The organism is Ruminococcus sp. B05, assembly GCF_003628495.1.
Lineage (GTDB): Bacteria > Bacillota > Clostridia > Lachnospirales > Lachnospiraceae > Schaedlerella > Schaedlerella hominis.
In genome coordinates, this window is record NZ_RBZR01000030.1 from 1 (window position 1) to 16,871 (window position 16,871).

At 39.0% G+C, this 16,871-nt stretch carries 14 protein-coding genes and 1 riboswitch; of the genes, 13 read left to right on the forward strand and 1 reads right to left on the reverse strand.

What is annotated here, in order from left to right; translation table 11 throughout:
• Nucleotides 1-60: 60 nt before the first annotated feature.
• Complete coding sequence (locus D8Q48_RS14915; protein WP_118724809.1) at nt 61-927, reverse strand: AraC family transcriptional regulator; 867 nt, start codon at nt 925-927, stop codon at nt 61-63.
• Between the two features lie 224 nt (nt 928-1,151).
• Here D8Q48_RS14915 and D8Q48_RS14920 point away from each other — a divergent pair, with 224 nt between their 5' ends.
• The 13 genes from D8Q48_RS14920 (at nt 1,152) to D8Q48_RS14980 (ending at nt 16,804) form a co-directional block, all read left to right on the forward strand.
• Nucleotides 1,152-2,444 carry an extracellular solute-binding protein gene (locus D8Q48_RS14920; protein ID WP_118724810.1) on the forward strand — a complete coding sequence of 431 codons (1,293 nt, stop codon included), beginning with the start codon at nt 1,152-1,154 and terminating at the stop codon, nt 2,442-2,444.
• Between the two features lie 17 nt (nt 2,445-2,461).
• A complete protein-coding gene (locus D8Q48_RS14925; protein WP_117991772.1) occupies nt 2,462-3,340 on the forward strand; it encodes a sugar ABC transporter permease in 879 nt (292 codons plus the stop codon).
• Entirely contained in the window at nt 3,340-4,185 is an 846-nt protein-coding gene (locus D8Q48_RS14930) for a carbohydrate ABC transporter permease (RefSeq protein ID WP_186864559.1), read from the forward strand. The genes D8Q48_RS14925 and D8Q48_RS14930 overlap by 1 nt, the downstream gene beginning before the upstream one ends.
• Before the next feature lie 119 nt (nt 4,186-4,304).
• Nucleotides 4,305-6,497, forward strand: coding sequence for an alpha-galactosidase (locus tag D8Q48_RS14935; RefSeq protein ID WP_121057054.1), 2,193 nt, complete (start codon nt 4,305-4,307; stop codon nt 6,495-6,497).
• 71 nt (nt 6,498-6,568) lie between these two features.
• A complete protein-coding gene (locus D8Q48_RS14940; RefSeq protein WP_347562311.1) occupies nt 6,569-8,365 on the forward strand; it encodes an amylosucrase in 1,797 nt (598 codons plus the stop codon).
• Nucleotides 8,366-8,509: 144 nt separating this feature from the next.
• On the forward strand, nt 8,510-10,432 hold the full coding sequence (locus tag D8Q48_RS14945) for an AAA family ATPase (RefSeq protein ID WP_117991769.1): 1,923 nt from the start codon (nt 8,510-8,512) through the stop codon (nt 10,430-10,432).
• A 33-nt stretch (nt 10,433-10,465) separates the two neighbouring features.
• Nucleotides 10,466-10,571: riboswitch (TPP riboswitch) on the forward strand.
• 165 nt (nt 10,572-10,736) lie between these two features.
• Nucleotides 10,737-10,934: a sulfur carrier protein ThiS gene (gene thiS, locus D8Q48_RS14950; protein WP_022075867.1), complete on the forward strand. Its 198-nt coding sequence runs from the start codon at nt 10,737-10,739 to the stop codon at nt 10,932-10,934.
• Nucleotides 10,935-10,940: 6 nt separating this feature from the next.
• Complete coding sequence (gene thiF, locus D8Q48_RS14955; RefSeq protein WP_121057058.1) at nt 10,941-11,588, forward strand: sulfur carrier protein ThiS adenylyltransferase ThiF; 648 nt, start codon at nt 10,941-10,943, stop codon at nt 11,586-11,588.
• Nucleotides 11,589-11,665: 77 nt separating this feature from the next.
• Nucleotides 11,666-12,439, forward strand: coding sequence for a thiazole synthase (locus D8Q48_RS14960; RefSeq protein ID WP_022075865.1), 774 nt, complete (start codon nt 11,666-11,668; stop codon nt 12,437-12,439).
• 12 nt (nt 12,440-12,451) lie between these two features.
• A complete protein-coding gene (gene thiH / locus D8Q48_RS14965) occupies nt 12,452-13,666 on the forward strand; it encodes a 2-iminoacetate synthase ThiH (RefSeq protein ID WP_121057060.1) in 1,215 nt (404 codons plus the stop codon).
• 58 nt (nt 13,667-13,724) lie between these two features.
• Nucleotides 13,725-14,312, forward strand: a complete 588-nt coding sequence (locus D8Q48_RS14970) for a thiamine phosphate synthase (RefSeq protein WP_121057062.1) — start codon at nt 13,725-13,727, stop codon at nt 14,310-14,312.
• Between the two features lie 185 nt (nt 14,313-14,497).
• Nucleotides 14,498-15,397: a DMT family transporter gene (locus D8Q48_RS14975; RefSeq protein WP_121057064.1), complete on the forward strand. Its 900-nt coding sequence runs from the start codon at nt 14,498-14,500 to the stop codon at nt 15,395-15,397.
• A gap of 18 nt (nt 15,398-15,415) precedes the next feature.
• The gene (locus tag D8Q48_RS14980) at nt 15,416-16,804 is read left to right on the forward strand and encodes an MATE family efflux transporter (RefSeq protein WP_121057066.1); all 1,389 of its coding nucleotides are present in this window, start codon (nt 15,416-15,418) and stop codon (nt 16,802-16,804) included.
• Nucleotides 16,805-16,871: the final 67 nt, after the last annotated feature.

Sequence of the window (16,871 nt, forward strand, 5' to 3'; positions counted from 1 at the left end):
GTGGCTTTTTTGCGAGCAAAAAAGCCACTAAACTCCGTCCCCTTTTGGCTCCCTGGTCCACTAAACTCCGTCCCTATCTGGCTCTAATTTATTTTCATTTCTCCAGTTTTTTGGTGATACCCCATAAACATTTTTAAATGCACGTGAAAAATGTAGCTGATTCGGATATCCTACTGCATTTCCAATATCTGCGATTGAGAGTGAAGTGAGTTTTAAAAGCTCGGCAGCTTTGGTCATGCGATATCTAATCAGAAATTCTTGAGGGGAACGTCCAATTGTATCATGAAAGATCTTTCCGAAATAGCTTCGATTCAATCCGCAGGAAGCGGAAATATCTTCTACAGAAATATCATTTTGAAAATTCTGCTCGATATAAGAAAGAGCTTCTTTGACATAAAAGTCCCGAATACTTCCGTTTTGCTTTACGTGAACTGTTGCAGCAGAACGCATAAAATAATCTAAAAACAGATATAGGTGTCCGATCAAATGAAATGGGGATTCTTCAGGATGCCGACTTAGATAAAGCATTTCTTCCATCATCTGATTGCGAAGTTCTTTTGAACTGGCATGATAAACCGGATGATTCAGGCTCAGACCTGCGGTTGTAACAATCGCACGGGCACGAAGACCATCGAATTCTACCCAGGTGTATTCCCACGGAAGCGTGGAATCAGCAATATAAGTCGTAACCTGTCCGGGGAAAAGCATGAAGCCTTGTCCGCTTTTTACCTGCCAAGTGAGGGTGTTTCCGTTTTCGTCATCTGCATGTAATGTTCCTGTTCCGGAAATTACATAATGGAAAATGTAATGATTTCTTGCGGCAGGACCAAAAGAATGTGCCGGTGCACATTGTTCCCATCCATATTGATATAATCCAAGATCAACAAAATTTTCATTTGGGAATACGGAAAAAAGTAAATCGCTCATTTAAATCACCTCTGGTATCATTATATATCAAAATGCTAGATAACTTCAATATATGATAGAAAAAATAGCATTTTACTATAAAACATAAAAAATACGGATATTTATAGTCGCATAAAGATATGTTAGAATTTATTTATCAAATAGAAAACCCGAACAAAGAGACCAAAAAATATTCCGGAATGTGTCAAAATGAAAGGTGTATGGTAAAAGGAAGGAGTAAGGAAATGTATAAGAAGAGTAATCGAATCATCTGCATAGGACTGATGTTTTGCATGACTTCGGCAATGATACTTGGAGGCTGTGGACAGAAGAGCGATAGCAGTGGAAAAATAGAAATCGAGCTTGTGCAGTATAAACCGGAAGCGGTGAAAACATTTGAAAAAATTGAAGAAGAATTCAATGCAACTCATGATGACATTCATTTAACAATTGAATCTCCGAATGATGCGATGACAGTTCTTAAGACACGTTTTATCCGAGAGGACGCACCGGATATTATTGGAATCGGAGGAGATGTCAATTTTTCTAACTTTATTGATTCTGATATGCTGATGGACATTTCAGATTATGAAGGACTGGATTCTATCAAACAGGCATATCTGGATATCGACAAGGCACTTGAATTTGTGCCGGAGGATGGTGTATATGCTGTGCCATATGTGGCAAATGCAGCAGGAGTTTTGTATAACCGAGAAATGTTCAAGGAACATGGATGGGAAATTCCGGAAACGTGGGATGAATTTGTTGCTCTCTGTGATCAGATTCAGAGTGAAGGAATCCAGCCATTGTATTTTGGATTCAAAGATACGTGGACATGTCTTGCACCTTGGAATGCGATTGCGGTGGATCTTGCACCGGCAGATGTCTGCCGTCAGGTGAATAAAGGGGAGACAACATTTTCAGAAGAATACAGAGAAGTGGCGGAAAAGATAAAAGCGCTGCTTGAATATGGACCAAAAGATCCTTTCGCTTATGATTACAATGGAGCTTGTACAGCATTTGCAAATGGAGAATCTGCAATGTATACAATCGGAAGTTATGCAATCCCACAGATTCAGACAGTAAACCCGGATATGGATATCGATTCCTTTGTAATGCCTGCCAATGATGATGCATCGGAGAATAAATTGAATTCCGGTGTCGATCTTCAGTTCAGTGTTATGAAAGACTGTAAGAATAAAGAAGCAGCATATGAAGTACTTGATTTTCTTTTGAAAGACGAAAATGTACAGAGTTATCTGGATGAACAGAAAGCAGTTCCTTGTAAAGAAGGAGATTTTGAACTTGCTTCAACACTTGATGGAGTGAAATCTTTTATAGAAGAAGGACGAATGGCAGATTATCAGGATCACTATTATCCTTCAGAGATGTCAGTAGATGCACAGATTCAGACATTCCTTATGAAGGGGGATGTAGATGCATTCTTAACAAAGTTTGATAAAGACTGGAAGAGATATAACCGTGATATCATCCGTAAAGTTGAAGACTATGAGAAAGAACATGCAAACGAAGATTAAGGAAGGGGTATTCAAGCATGGGAAAGAAATCAATGAGTGGAAGAAAAAAGACATTTCTTCTGATTACGATTCCAATCGTGGCACTGTTTTTCTGTTTTAATACATTGCCATTGATCAAAGGTGTGATTTATAGTTTTACAAATTTTAAAGGCTATGGAAGTTTTGACTGGGTAGGTCTTAGAAATTATCAGGATTTGTTTACAGACAGCAGAGTCGGAGGATCTTATCTGTTTACATTTAAATTAGCAATCGTAGCTACAATTGTAACAAATGTAATCAGTCTGATCCTGGCACTTGGACTGAACAGCAAAATTAAATTTAAGAGTGCATTTCGTGGGGCATACTTTATTCCAAATGTTCTCGGAGCGTTGGTTGTAGGATATATTTTCAATTACTTCTTCACATACATTCTTCCGGCTTTCGGGGAAATGATTGGAAGTGAGACACTTTCTTCCAGCATGCTGTCCAGTACAAAACTGGCATGGATCGCAGTCGTAATTGTATGTGCATGGCAGGCAATTGCGATGAATACAATCATTTACATTTCAGGACTTCAGACAGTTCCGGAAGATGTTTACGAAGCAGGAGCAATTGATGGTGCAACAGGATGGAATAAGTTCAAGCATCTGACATTCCCGCTTATTATTCCATTCTTCAGCATTAACATGGTGCTTTGCGTGAAAAACTTTCTGATGGTATTTGATCAGATTATGGCATTGACAAAGGGCGGTCCGGCGCAGAGTACAGAATCCATTTCTTATCTGATTTATAACAATGGTATGAGCGGCGGTCAGTTTGGATTCCAGAGTGCAAACGCAGTGATATTCTTTATTGTTATTGTTGTAATTTCTGTATTACAGATGACGATCACAGGGAAAAAGGAGGAGCAGCTGTAATGGAAAAAATGAAAATAAAAGAACGGGTAAATTGGCCGGTAACAATTTTACTTTTACTTGGGTTGCTCACAGTTGCATTTCCATTGTATATGACAATTGTAATTGCATTGAAGAAACCTTCTGAGATGACAAATAGCATCAGCGGAATCCTTTCGTTGCCAAGTCATTTTAGTCTGGAAAATTTTGCAGAGGCAATGCGGGTGACAGATTTCTGGCATTCGCTTGGAAACAGTGTGCTTATCACGCTTGTAACAGTTGTACTTTCCATTCTGATTCATTCTCTTCTCGGATATGCAATCGGAAGAAATAAAAAGAGTAAATTTTATAAATTGATCTATTTCTATGTTGTCAGCGGAATGTTTGTTCCATTTGCAATTTTGATGATGCCTGTTGTAAAGCAGACAGCACAGATGGGGCTGGCGAATAGAGCAGGAGTTATTATTCTGTATGTTGTATTCTATATGCCGATGAATGTGTTGCTTTATTCCGGATATCTGACGAATATCCCGTTGGCATTGGAAGAGGCAGCCTGCGTGGATGGTGCAAGCACATGGAAAACTTATTGGAAAATTGTATTTCCAATTATGAAACCAATGCATGCGACAGTTGCAGTTCTGACAGCACTCGGCACATGGAACGATGTAATGACACCACTTGTAATTATGTCAGGCTCAGGAAGCGGAAATACACTGCCATTGGCACAGTTGACCTTCCAGACACAGTTTGGAACAAACTATAATCTGGCATTTGCATCTTATCTGTTGGCATTGCTTCCGATTCTGGTATTCTATCTGATTTGTCAGAAGCATATCCTCAATGGAGTTGTAAACGGAGCGGTGAAATAATAAAAATTAGAAATAAGTTTTTGGTCGCACATAGTGTGAACAGTAAAAATAGCGAAGCAGGAGCAAAAAAGTAATGAAACCCTTGCTTCGCTATAATAGAAAAAAGGAGTATTTTAGGTATGGGAATTATATATTGCGAGAAAGATAGGACATTTACATTACAGACAAAAAATACGACATATCAGATGCAGGTGGACCAATATGGATTTTTGCTTCATCTGTATTATGGAAAAAAGACAGAAGGATGTATGGATTATCTTCTGACACATTATGACAGAGGATTTTCGGGAAATCCGTATGATGCAGGAGAAGATCGTACTTATTCTATGGACGTACTTCCGCAGGAGTTCCCTTGCTATGGAAATGGCGATTTCAGAAGCACCGCATTTGTAGTTGAAAATGCAGACGGAAGCATGAGCTGTGATCTTCGATACAAGAGTCATACAATCCTTAAGGGAAAATATAATCTGAAAGGACTTCCGGCAGTTTATGCAAGTGATGAAGAAGCACAGACACTGGAAATTTTGATGGAAGATCCGGTGACAGGAGTTATGGTGATTCTGCTTTATGGTGTTCTTTCAGAGTTGGATATTATTACAAGAAGTGTGTGCATAAAAAATGAAAGTAATGGGAAAATCTATCTGAACAAAATAGAGTCTGCAAGTTTAGATTTCCTTTATGGAGATTATGAACTTCTAACATTTTATGGTAGACATGCGATGGAGCGAAATGTCCAGAGAGTTCCGGTAGTGCATGGAACACAGAAAATCGGAAGTGTCAGGGGGACTTCCAGCCATCAGTATAATCCGATGATGATCCTTGCTGAGAGAAAAACGACAGAAGATAAAGGAAACTGTTATGCGATGTCCTTTGTATACAGTGGATGCTTCCAAGGGGAAGTGTTAAAGGATCAATTAAATCAGACGAGAATGATGCTTGGACTTCAGGAGGAAGCTTTTCGTTATCCGCTAGAGAAAAATGAGATGTTCAAGGCACCGGAAGTAATCTTATCCTATTCTTCACGAGGAATGAACCAATTATCTCAGAATCTGCATCAGTGTATCAGAAAGCACATTTGCAGAGGAAAATATAAAGAGCAGGTTCGTCCTGTATTGATCAATAGCTGGGAAGCATCTTACTTTGATTTCACGGGAGATACAATCTATGAGCTTGCAAAAGCGGCAAAAGAAGTAAACATTGATATGCTTGTTATGGATGATGGCTGGTTTGGAAAACGTGATGATGACAACAGCGGACTGGGTGATTGGTTTGTGAATGAAAAGAAACTTGGCGGTACACTTGGAAATCTGATTGAGAGAATCAATGATCTTGGCGTGAAGTTTGGTATCTGGATCGAGCCGGAGATGGTTTCAGAAGACAGTGAGCTCTATCGAAAACATCCGGATTGGGCATTGACGATTCCGGGAAGAAGGCCGGTCAGAAGCAGAAATCAGCTCGTACTTGATTTTTCAAGAAAAGAAGTTGTAGATGAAATTTATAGTCAGATTTGCAAGGTATTAGATCAGGGAAATATTGAATATGTAAAATGGGATATGAACCGAAGCTTGATGGACATCTATTCAGCGACTACGAAAGACCAGGGAAGAGTGTTACATGATTATGTGCTGGGACTTTATGATTTTCTGGAGCGTCTTGTACAGAGATATCCGAATCTTTTGATTGAAGGCTGCAGTGGCGGAGGGGGAAGATTTGATGCAGGGATGATGTATTATACTCCGCAAATCTGGTGCAGCGATAATACAGATGCAATTGACAGACTACAAATCCAGTATGGAACATCCTTTGGTTATCCGGTGTCAGTAGTTGGCTCTCATGTATCAGCTGTTCCGAACCATCAGACGGGAAGAAAAACTCCGCTTCACACAAGAGGAGTTGTGGCGATGTCCGGAACATTTGGATATGAGCTGAATCTTATGAACCTTTCAAAAGAAGAGAAACAGGAGATCAGAGAGCAGATTGCAGAATATAAAAACTATGCGCCAATCATTCAGAACGGATTATATTATCGTTTATCTAATCCGACGGAGGAAGAAATCTGTGCATGGGAGTTTGTTTATACTGATGAAAAAGAGCAGAGCAAAGTACTTCTAAATATAGTAATGCAGGCAATCCACGGAAATATGACAGTAAATTATGTTAAGCTTCAAGGCCTTGAAGAAACAGCCGTGTATCGGGAAGAGAAGAGTGGAAAAAGGTATACCGGATCAGCACTTATGTATGGAGGTATGCCATTGCCTGTGGAATTGGGAGAATATCAGGCATATCAGTATTGTTTTGTGAGGGAATCTTGAACGAATTGTTGATAATGAAATAGAAAGTGATGAGAAATGTGAATAATATAGAAAAAATATTTACGCAGCGTATGGAAAAGCATCAGGATGAACTGCGCTGGCTTTACATGGAGTTGTATGGAAATGATGCAATGTATGCAGAACTTTGTGAGCAGATGTATGATTATTATTCAAAGCGTGGCACAGAATTAAAAAAGAGAGATGCTAAGAAAGAGAAGAATCCGGACTGGTTTAAAGAAAAAGAAATGCTTGGCATGATGTTATACATTGATAACTTTGCCGGCAATCTGAAAGGTGTGGAGAAAAAGTTAGCATATTTAAAAGAGTGCAATGTAAATTGTATTCATCTTATGCCATTTTTGGATACTCCGAAAGGAAAATCAGATGGCGGATATGCAGTGGCAGATTTCAGGAAGGTGAGGCCGGACCTGGGAACGATGAAAGATCTGGCAAGATTGACAGAAAAATGTCATGAAAATGATATGAATGTGTGCATGGATTTCGTGATGAATCATACTTCTGAGGAACATGAGTGGGCAAAACGTGCCAGAGCAGGCGAAGGAGAATATATGAGCCGTTATTTCTTCTATGATAACGGAGAAATTCCGTCAAGATATGAAGAAACTGTTCCACAGGTGTTCCCGACAACAGCACCTGGAAACTTTACATGGCTTCCGGAAATAGGGCATTATGTGCTTACGACATTTTATCCGTATCAGTGGGATTTAAATTACCGCAACCCAAGAGTATTTAACGAGATGATGTATAATTTCCTTTTCCTTGCAAATCAGGGAATGGATATCATCCGAATTGATGCAGTTCCTTATATCTGGAAAGAACTTGGAACGAGCTGCCGAAATCTGAAAGAAGTACATACAATTGTAAGAATGATGCGCATGATCGCGGAAATCGTCTGCCCGAGTGTGATACTGCTCGGTGAAGTTGTCATGGAGCCGGAAAAAGTGGTACCGTATTTTGGTACAGTTGAAAAACCGGAATGTCATATGCTATATAATGTTACAACAATGGCAACAACGTGGAATAGTATTGCAACAAGAGATATCCGGCTTTTGAAGAAGCAGATGGATATTGTAAGTCGTTTGCCGAAGCAATATACATTTTTAAATTATCTTCGTTGCCATGATGATATTGGTTGGGGACTTGATTTTGATACCATGAAGCAATGGGGAATGGAAGAACCTTCCCATAAACGTTATCTGAATGATTATTTCACAGGAAAGATAGAAGGAAGTGTCAGCCGCGGAGAATTATATAATGACGATCCTGTAACACAAGATGCAAGATTTTGCGGAACGACAGCGTCTATGTGTGGAATTGAAGCAGCGGGATTTGAAGGCAACAAAGAGAAAATGCAGATAGCGATACAGGAAGATTTGATGTTGCATGCTTATATGTTGACACAGTCGGGAATTCCGATGCTTTATAGTGGAGATGAGTTAGGACAGGTAAATGATTATAGTTATAAAGAAAATCCTGAAAAAGTATCTGATTCACGGTATCTCCACAGAGGTGCTTTTCAGTGGAAACTTGCGGACAAGAGGAAAGATCTTTCTACCGTACAGGGACAATTATTCCAGATGTTGAACCTCCTGGAACAGATTAGAAGACAAGAAAAAATCTTTTCTCAGGAAGCGGAAGTGTATACTTATGATGTTCACAATGACAGCATTTTAGGAATACTTAGAGAATATAAGGGCGAGCGTTTCATAGCACTGTTTAATTTCAGTGAGAGAGAGCAGACAGCGTGGATGCAGGAAGAAGGAATTTTCAGAAATCTGGTGAATGGTGAGATTATAGAAGTGAAAGATCCGGTTTTAAAGGGGTATGATTTTGTCTGGATGAAATAGACCAATGGGGACGGGGTTTAGTGGCTTTTTTTCGAGCAAAAAAGCCACAAAAAACCCGACCCCATTTGCGAAAATATTTAAAAAAAAAAAAAATTTTGAAAAAGAAACGTGACAGTGTATACTAAAAGAAAAAGCGGTGATTCTATGAAAACAAAATTTAGTGAGTATTTGACGAAATTACGTAAATCTCGGGGCTACACTCAGGCACAGACGGCAGAAAAACTGGGGGTTTCCAGATCGACTTATACCAATTATGAGAATGGAAACCGGACACCGGATTTTGAAGTACTGGAACGAATAAGTGAGGTGTTAGTCTGTTCCTTAGATGAATTATTTGGAAGAAAACCAATTTATGTTGCAAATTGTGACATGCTAAAGGAAGACAGCATTCTGTACAATGTGGCAGATATACAAGAGGAAAAACCGAAACTTGCAATAGGAGTACAGGACTTTCGTGATTTGCGTGAAAAACAGGCATATTATGTGGATAAAACACAGTTTATTGAACAGTTTTTAGAATCCTGGTATCAGATTACATTAATTACAAGACCGAGAAGATTCGGTAAGACACTTAATATGTCAATGCTGGCAGAATTTCTTGACTGTACAAAAGATTCTTCCGATTTATTTTATGGAACAAAGATTACAAAATCTGACCACTACAAGGAGCTGAATCGATATCCTGTTGTATTTTTGTCGTTCCTTAACGTGAAAGCGGGGGATGCAGAGTCTTTGTGTTATGCATTGCAGGATACTGTGCGCGCGGAGTATGAACGTTTTTATCAGATGGTTAATGATGGAAGACTGTCAGAATTCCAGGTGAAAACATTTAATATGATTTATAACAGTTTATGTCAGGAAAGCATTGGAAAAGAAATAGAAAATCATCTGATTCGTTCAATTGTTGTTCTTTGTCAGGTACTGAGTACGTATTATGGGGAAAAAGTATTTTTGTTGTTAGATGAATATGATACTCCATTTATGTCTGCAAATTCCGAAGGATATTATGACGAAGTAAGAGCTATGCTGAATCGTTTTCTGGCAACATCCCTGAAAGGAAACGATTATCTTCAAAAGGCAATTCTGACAGGGATTCAGAGAATTGCGAAGGAAAATATATTTTCAGGGCTTAATAATTTAGTTGTCTGCACAGTGCAGGACGAAGATTATGATGACTGTTTTGGTTTTACAGAGCAAGAAGTAAAAGAGTTGCTTACTTATTGTAAAGCAGAATTTTCAGATGAGCTGAAAAAGATGTACGATGGATATCATTTTGGCAGTACGGATGTATATAATCCATGGTCAATATCGTGTTATGCGGCGAGAAGAAGGATGGATTCTTATTGGGTTAATACAAGCGAAAACAGTATTTTACGTAATGCACTTGAAGTACAGGGAAGGTCGTTTGAGAAAGAATATGAGACCTTGATCACAGAAGGCGAAGTAGAAGTGACAGTAGATTTTTCGATGGCTTATTATGAAAAAATGGACGAAGCAAATCTATGGGGACTTCTTGTAAATGCCGGGATTGTAACAATTACAAAAGAAATCGAAGAGGATTATTACAGACTCCGGGTTCCTAATCTGGAAGTGTGGAAAGTGTTCAAAGAATTAACAGCATGTCATCTGCAAATCGATGAGAGACAGATGGAAAAGATGTTAAATGCTCTTAAAAGAAAGGATATGGAACGGTTTGCAGAAGAGTATCAGAGAGTTCTTTTGGAATTGCCATCTTATCATGATCTGAAAGATGAGAATAGTTACCATATGATGACACTTGGGATGTGTGCATTCCTTAGAAAAGATTATGATATCAAAAGCAATCGGGAAACCGGGGAAGGCAGAAGTGATATCTGTCTTTATGCAAAACGTGACAGATATCCAAATCTAATTTTGGAATTTAAGTATACCAAAGATGAAAAAGACGATTTAGAAAAGCTTGCAGAAAAGGCACTGGAACAGATCAAAGAAAAACAATATGATGCAGAGATGACCGGAGAAGTGTGTTATATTGGACTGGCACATTGTGGGAAAAAATCTTGTATCAGATGGAGAGAAAACGGTTGACATCTCCCAGACAAGCTTTTATACTAAGCATGTGAAGAAAACACGGGGAGCTTGTGTACCAGGCTGAGAGGAAGTTGAGAACTTCGACCCATAACCTGATTTGGATAATGCCAACGTAGGAATGTATAAAGCAGTACTTTAGAGAGATACATTTGTTGGTATCTCTCTTTCTTTATAATCAGGCAAAATTGATAATTGAAGATTGAATAAGTTGAGATTGAACAAGAGTTCATGAAGGGGTGCACCACCACGGGTACATTTCTTTCATGAACTCTTTTTTCATTTCATAAGGAAAGGAGCAGTTATGATTACAGTAAATGGAAAACAGATTCAACTGGCATCTGAAATGAGTGTTGCAGATTATCTGGAACAGAATAATTATCAGATAAAAAGGATTGCGGTGGAATTGAATGAAGAGATTCTGCCAAAATACAGTTACTCAGATACAATGCTCAAAGACGGAGACCGTCTGGAGGTTGTGACATTTGTAGGAGGGGGCTGATATCAAATGGCATCTGAAAAAATATTAAGCAAAGAGGAAATTACAGCAGCGTTAAATGAGCGTCATACCACAGAAAAGCAGAAATTATTGTCGCAAGGACAGGTGACAATAGCGGGACTGGGCGGATTGGGCTCGAATGTGGCTTATTCGCTTGCAAGAATCGGTGTAGGGCATTTACATTTGATAGATTTTGATGTCGTGGATATTACAAATTTGAACAGGCAGCAATATTTTATGGAGCATATAGGAATGCCAAAAACAGATGCATTGAAATCGTTGCTTTTGAAAATCAATCCTTATCTGGATATTCGCACGGATTGTGTGAAGGTGACGGAAGCGAATCTGAAAGAGCTGTTTGAGGATGCACAGATTGTCTGCGAGGCATTTGATAATCCAGAGGCAAAGGCGATGCTTGTAAATGGAATTCTGGAATATTTTCCGGAAAAGAAGCTTGTGTCAGCAACAGGAATGGCCGGTTATGAGAGTAGCAATACGATAAACACGAAGAGAATGATGAAAAATTTTTACTTGTGTGGAGACCGTGTGACAGAGCCGACTTATGGAAACGGATTGATGGCTCCAAGGGTGGCAATCTGTGCGGGGCATGAGGCAAATATGATCACACGCCTACTTCTTGGAGAAGAGGATGTCTAAAAGGGCATCTTGGGATTAAAAAACAAGGTGATTATTCTAAAAAATCACAATATAACATAGAAAGAAGGACTTAAATCATGAATCAGAAGGATACATTTACACTTGGCGGAAAAGAATTTAATTCACGTTTTATTTTAGGATCAGGAAAGTTTTCATTGGATCTTGTGAAAGCATGTGTAGAAAAAGCGGGGGCAGAGATTATCACGCTTGCCCTCCGTCGTGCTAATGAAGGTGGGCTTGCAAATATTCTGGATTATATTCCGGAAAATGTAACACTTCTTCCGAATACTTCAGGAGCAAGAAATGCAGAAGAGGCAGTTCGTATTGCAAGACTTTCCAGAGAAGTTGGATGTGGTAATTTTGTGAAAATTGAGGTTGTAAGAGATTCCAAATATCTTCTTCCGGATAATTACGAGACAATCAAAGCAACAGAAATTCTGGCTAAGGAGGGCTTTGTAGTTATGCCGTATATGTATCCTGATTTGAATGCAGCAAGAGATCTTGTCAATGCGGGAGCTGCTTGTATTATGCCTTTGGGAGCACCAATCGGCTCCAATAAAGGTCTTTGTACAAAAGATTTTATCCAGATTTTAATTGATGAGATTGACCTGCCAATTATTGTTGATGCAGGAATCGGACGTCCATCTCAGGCTTGCGAGGCAATGGAAATGGGAGCAGCTGCAGTTATGGCAAATACAGCAATTGCGACAGCAGGAAATGTTGCAGAGATGGCAGAGGCATTTAAGAAAGCAATTGAGGCCGGAAGAAGTGCATACCTTGCCGGACTTGGAAGAACACTGGAACGAGGTGCAAGTGCATCTTCACCACTGACAGGATTTTTGGAAGACTAGGGGGATGTGAAGATGGAAAATACACATATTAATGAAAGTATTTTAAGCGAAGAAATTCTGGAAGATCAGAAGAAAAACAGAATTGATCATATGACATATCTTCCGGGAATGGAAGACATTGGTTCGGAAATTATGGATCAGGTAATAAGTGCAATGGAGGAATATGATTACAGTAAATATACAGCGGCAGATGTAAAAAATGCGATTGCACATTCGGAGCGTACACCGGAAGATTTCAAGGCACTTTTATCTCCGGCAGCGTTACCATTTCTGGAAGAAATCGCACAGGTCGCACAGCTGGAAACAAGAAAACATTTTGGAAATAGTGTTTATATGTTTACTCCGATCTATATTGCAAATTATTGTGAGAATTATTGTATTTATTGTGGATTCAACTGTCACAACAAAATTAACCGTGCACAATTAAATGCACAGGAGATTGAAAAAGAAATGGCGGCGATCGCTGAAACCGGATTACAGGAAATTCTGATCCTTACGGGAGAAAGCTGTAGCAAATCTACAGTAGAATATATAGGTGAAGCCTGTAAGATTGCAAGAAAATATTTTAAAGTAATCGGTCTGGAAATCTATCCGGTTAATTCGGATGAGTATGCATATTTGCATGAATGTGGTGCGGATTATGTTACAGTATTCCAGGAAACCTACAATTCGGATAAATATGAGACGCTGCATCTGGCAGGACATAAAAGGATCTTCCCATATCGTGTCAATGCACAGGAGAGAGCTTTAAAAGGAGGTATGCGAGGCGTTGGTTTCGGAGCGCTTCTTGGATTGGATGATTTCAGAAAAGATGCATTTGCAACAGGATATCATGCATACCTTTTACAACGAAAATATCCCCATGCAGAGATTGCATTTTCATGTCCGAGACTTCGTCCGATTATTAATAATGACAGAATCAATCCGATGGATGTCCATGAGCCGCAGCTTTTACAGGTAGTCTGTGCATATCGTCTGTTTATGCCATTTGCCAGCATTACAGTTTCAACGAGAGAGTGCGCACGTGTCAGAGATAATCTGGTAAGTATTTCAGCAACAAAAATTTCTGCGGGGGTAAGTACAGGAATTGGAAGTCATGTGGATGATATTGAAGATAAGGGTGATGACCAGTTTGAAATTTCGGATGAACGTTCTGTAGATGAGGTATATCAGGCGTTATTAGAGCGTCATTTACAACCGGTTATGAGTGATTACATTTACGTGTAAATCAGACTTCATTTGAGTCGAGTAAAGATTTTATACATAAAAACAAAGGAGACGAAAAATGAATTGCGATTTGGCAAGGCAGGATTTCAGAATCATAGCAGTTAGTAATCGTAAATTGTGTGAAAGACCATTTACAGAGCAGATAGAACGTGTATGTCAGATAAAGCCAGAAGCAATTATTCTGCGTGAAAAAGATTTGTCAGAAGAGGAATATAAAATTTTGGCTGAAAGGATAATGGAAATCTGCAAACAGTATCAGGTTACATGTATTTTACATACTTTCTGGAAAACAGCTGCTAAGCTTGGCTGCACTTCGATACATCTTCCTATGGCAGAATTAAGAAAACTTCCGGAAGAAGAGAAAAAACATTTTAAAGAAATAGGTACTTCTGTTCATTCTGTGGAAGAGGCAGAAGAAGCAGTCAATCTTGGAGCAACGTATTTGACAGCGGGGCATATTTATGTGACAAACTGTAAGAAAGGCGTTCCGCCAAGAGGAGTTGGATTTCTAAAAGAGGTTTGCAGCAGGGTGAAGCTTCCTGTATATGCAATCGGAGGAATCCGGTTTGATCAAGAACAGTGGGAAGAACTAAAACAGGCAGGCGCAGAAGGAGGATGCATCATGTCTGGGATGATGAACCTTTAGGTGAACCTTTAGGGACGGGGATTTCCGGCTTTTTGAAGCCGGAAACCCCCGTTTTTACATATAAAGCAAAAGAAAAATCAGAAGTCATAAAATAACTTACTTGAAAAGACTGGACTTACAAAGAAATAAAATGTACACTGAAAAGAAGCTCAAAAAAATGAAGCTATTAATTAGGAGGAAATATAATGAAGAAATGGCTGGCAATTGGAGGTCTTATACTGGTTACGGTCATATGGGGCGGAGGCTTTGTGGCAAGTGATATGGCATTGGAAAGTATGAAGCCTTTTCAAATTATGATGGTAAGATTTTTGCTCGCATCTGTACTTATGGGAGTGATTAGCAGAGGGCAGCGAAAAAGTGAAGAAAAATTAAAAGACCGTGCAGGAGCCATAAAAGCAGGAGTCTTGATGGGAGTAACGCTTTTTATGGGATTTGCTTTCCAAATTATTGGATTGCAGTATACGACACCTTCAAAAAATGCATTTCTTACAGCACTTAATGTAGTTATTGTGCCGTTTATAGCATTTGTTATTTTAAAGAAAAAAATCGGTGCAAAGGGAATTATTGGAGCAGTTATGTCTGTTTTCGGAGTTGCATTACTTTCTTTGAATGGAAATTTTACAGTAAGTCTGGGAGATGGTTTAACATTATTTTGTGCCGTTGGATTTGCATTTCAAATATTTTTTACTTCGGAATTTGTAAAAAAATATCCGGCATCTGTACTAAATACGGTTCAGATGTTTACCGCATTTGTATTATCAGCAATTAGTCTTATGATTTTTGGGGAAAATGATTTCCAGGTCACAACACAAGGCTGGTTAAGTGCGTTATATTTGGGAGTAGTAAGTACGACAATCTGCTATTTGCTTCAGACTGCATGCCAGAAATATATAGATGAGACGAAGGCAGCAATCATCCTTTCCATGGAATCTGTGTTTGGAACAATCTTTTCAATCATGATTCTTCATGAGGTGGTTACCGTTCGTATGGTAATCGGATGTGCGGTTATATTGGCGGCAGTTATTATTTCTAATATGTCTGAGACATCAGAGAAAATAGAAGATAAAGAAATTTGCAGAATATAAAAAATAGGGGAAAACAATATGTTATCACAATTAAAAGAAAAATATATTGGTGATGCAGCATTTTATAAGAGATATCTTTGTCTTGCATTACCGATGATTTTGCAAAATGCCATTACGAATCTGGTTAGTTTTCTTGACAATATTATGGTCGGTCAATTAGGAACAGAGCCGATGTCGGGAGTAGCCATTGTCAACCAGCTGATATTCGTGTATAATCTGGCAATTTTTGGGGCAGTGTCAGCAGCAAGTATTTTTGGGGCACAATATTTTGGTAAAGGAAACCATAAGGGACATATGTACTCTTTTCGGTTCAAATTATATGCAACATTAACTGTGACGGCATTAACAATTCTTTTGTTTATTACGAAAGGTTCCGCACTGATATCTTTATATCTGACGGATACGACGGGAAGCGGAGCAACAGAAGTTGCATTACAGTATGGATTGGAATATCTTGCGATTATGATGGTGGGACTGATTCCATTTGCAATAAATCAGTCTTATGCAACGAATATAAAAGAGACAGGACAGACATTGATACCTATGATAGCCAGTTTTGTAGCTGTTGGAACAAATGCAATTCTGGACTATGTACTGATTTTTGGACTTGGACCGATTCCAAAACTCGGAGTTGCCGGTGCGGCACTTGCAACAGTGATTGCACGTTACATAGAAGCGTTGATTGTAATTGTGTGGGCTCATGCACATAAGGAGAAGAACCGATATCTTGCAGGGGCTTACAGAGGTTTAGGAATACCAAAATCAGAGTTTAAAGCAATCATTATAAAAGGTTTCCCGCTTATGCTAAATGAAATTTTATGGGCAGCGGGCATGACAACAGTAACGCAATGCTATTCTATCCGAGGGTTAGAGGTTATTGCCGGATTAAATATCGCAACAACGATTACAAACTTGTTTAATATTATTTATATTCAGCTTGGTGCGTGTATCAGTATTGTTGTCGGGCAGTATTTAGGAGCAGGAAAATTAAAAGAAGCGAAGGACGCTGACAATAAAATGATTGTTTTCAGTGTGTTTTGTTGTGTAGTTGTTGCAGTGGGAATGTTGCTGATTGGCGGATTTTTCCCACAAATCTATAATACTTCCGAACAGATTAAAGCACTGGCTAAGAGTTTTATTGCTGTTTCAGCGATTATTATGCCGTTTTGTGCTTTCAGCCATTCATCTTACTTTACTCTGCGTTCGGGAGGAAAGACGATGGTTACGTTTTTATTTGATTCAGTATTTACATGGGTAGTTGTAGTGCCATCAGCATTTATTCTGGCACATTTTACAGGACTTGGAATCGTGAGTGTGTATTTCCTGGTTCAGGCAACAGAGATGATTAAAGTAGTGATTGGATATTTTATGGTAAAAAGTAACGTATGGGTTGTACAAATGGTATAAGCCGACAGGGACGGGGTTTCCGGCTTTTTTGTAAGCAAAAAAAGCCGGAAACCCCGTCCCAAAATGG

Excerpts from the sequence above, each read along its gene's own strand:
- D8Q48_RS14915 (WP_118724809.1), bottom strand. The coding sequence starts at position 927 with ATGAGCGATTTACTTTTTTCCGTATTCCCAAATGAAAATTTTGTTGAT.
- D8Q48_RS14920 (WP_118724810.1), top strand. The coding sequence starts at position 1,152 with ATGTATAAGAAGAGTAATCGAATCATCTGCATAGGACTGATGTTTTGC.
- D8Q48_RS14925 (WP_117991772.1), top strand. The coding sequence starts at position 2,462 with ATGGGAAAGAAATCAATGAGTGGAAGAAAAAAGACATTTCTTCTGATT.
- D8Q48_RS14930 (WP_186864559.1), top strand. The coding sequence starts at position 3,340 with ATGGAAAAAATGAAAATAAAAGAACGGGTAAATTGGCCGGTAACAATT.
- D8Q48_RS14935 (WP_121057054.1), top strand. The coding sequence starts at position 4,305 with ATGGGAATTATATATTGCGAGAAAGATAGGACATTTACATTACAGACA.
- D8Q48_RS14940 (WP_347562311.1), top strand. The coding sequence starts at position 6,569 with ATGGAAAAGCATCAGGATGAACTGCGCTGGCTTTACATGGAGTTGTAT.
- D8Q48_RS14945 (WP_117991769.1), top strand. The coding sequence starts at position 8,510 with ATGAAAACAAAATTTAGTGAGTATTTGACGAAATTACGTAAATCTCGG.
- thiS (WP_022075867.1), top strand. The coding sequence starts at position 10,737 with ATGATTACAGTAAATGGAAAACAGATTCAACTGGCATCTGAAATGAGT.
- thiF (WP_121057058.1), top strand. The coding sequence starts at position 10,941 with ATGGCATCTGAAAAAATATTAAGCAAAGAGGAAATTACAGCAGCGTTA.
- D8Q48_RS14960 (WP_022075865.1), top strand. The coding sequence starts at position 11,666 with ATGAATCAGAAGGATACATTTACACTTGGCGGAAAAGAATTTAATTCA.
- thiH (WP_121057060.1), top strand. The coding sequence starts at position 12,452 with ATGGAAAATACACATATTAATGAAAGTATTTTAAGCGAAGAAATTCTG.
- D8Q48_RS14970 (WP_121057062.1), top strand. The coding sequence starts at position 13,725 with ATGAATTGCGATTTGGCAAGGCAGGATTTCAGAATCATAGCAGTTAGT.
- D8Q48_RS14975 (WP_121057064.1), top strand. The coding sequence starts at position 14,498 with ATGAAGAAATGGCTGGCAATTGGAGGTCTTATACTGGTTACGGTCATA.
- D8Q48_RS14980 (WP_121057066.1), top strand. The coding sequence starts at position 15,416 with ATGTTATCACAATTAAAAGAAAAATATATTGGTGATGCAGCATTTTAT.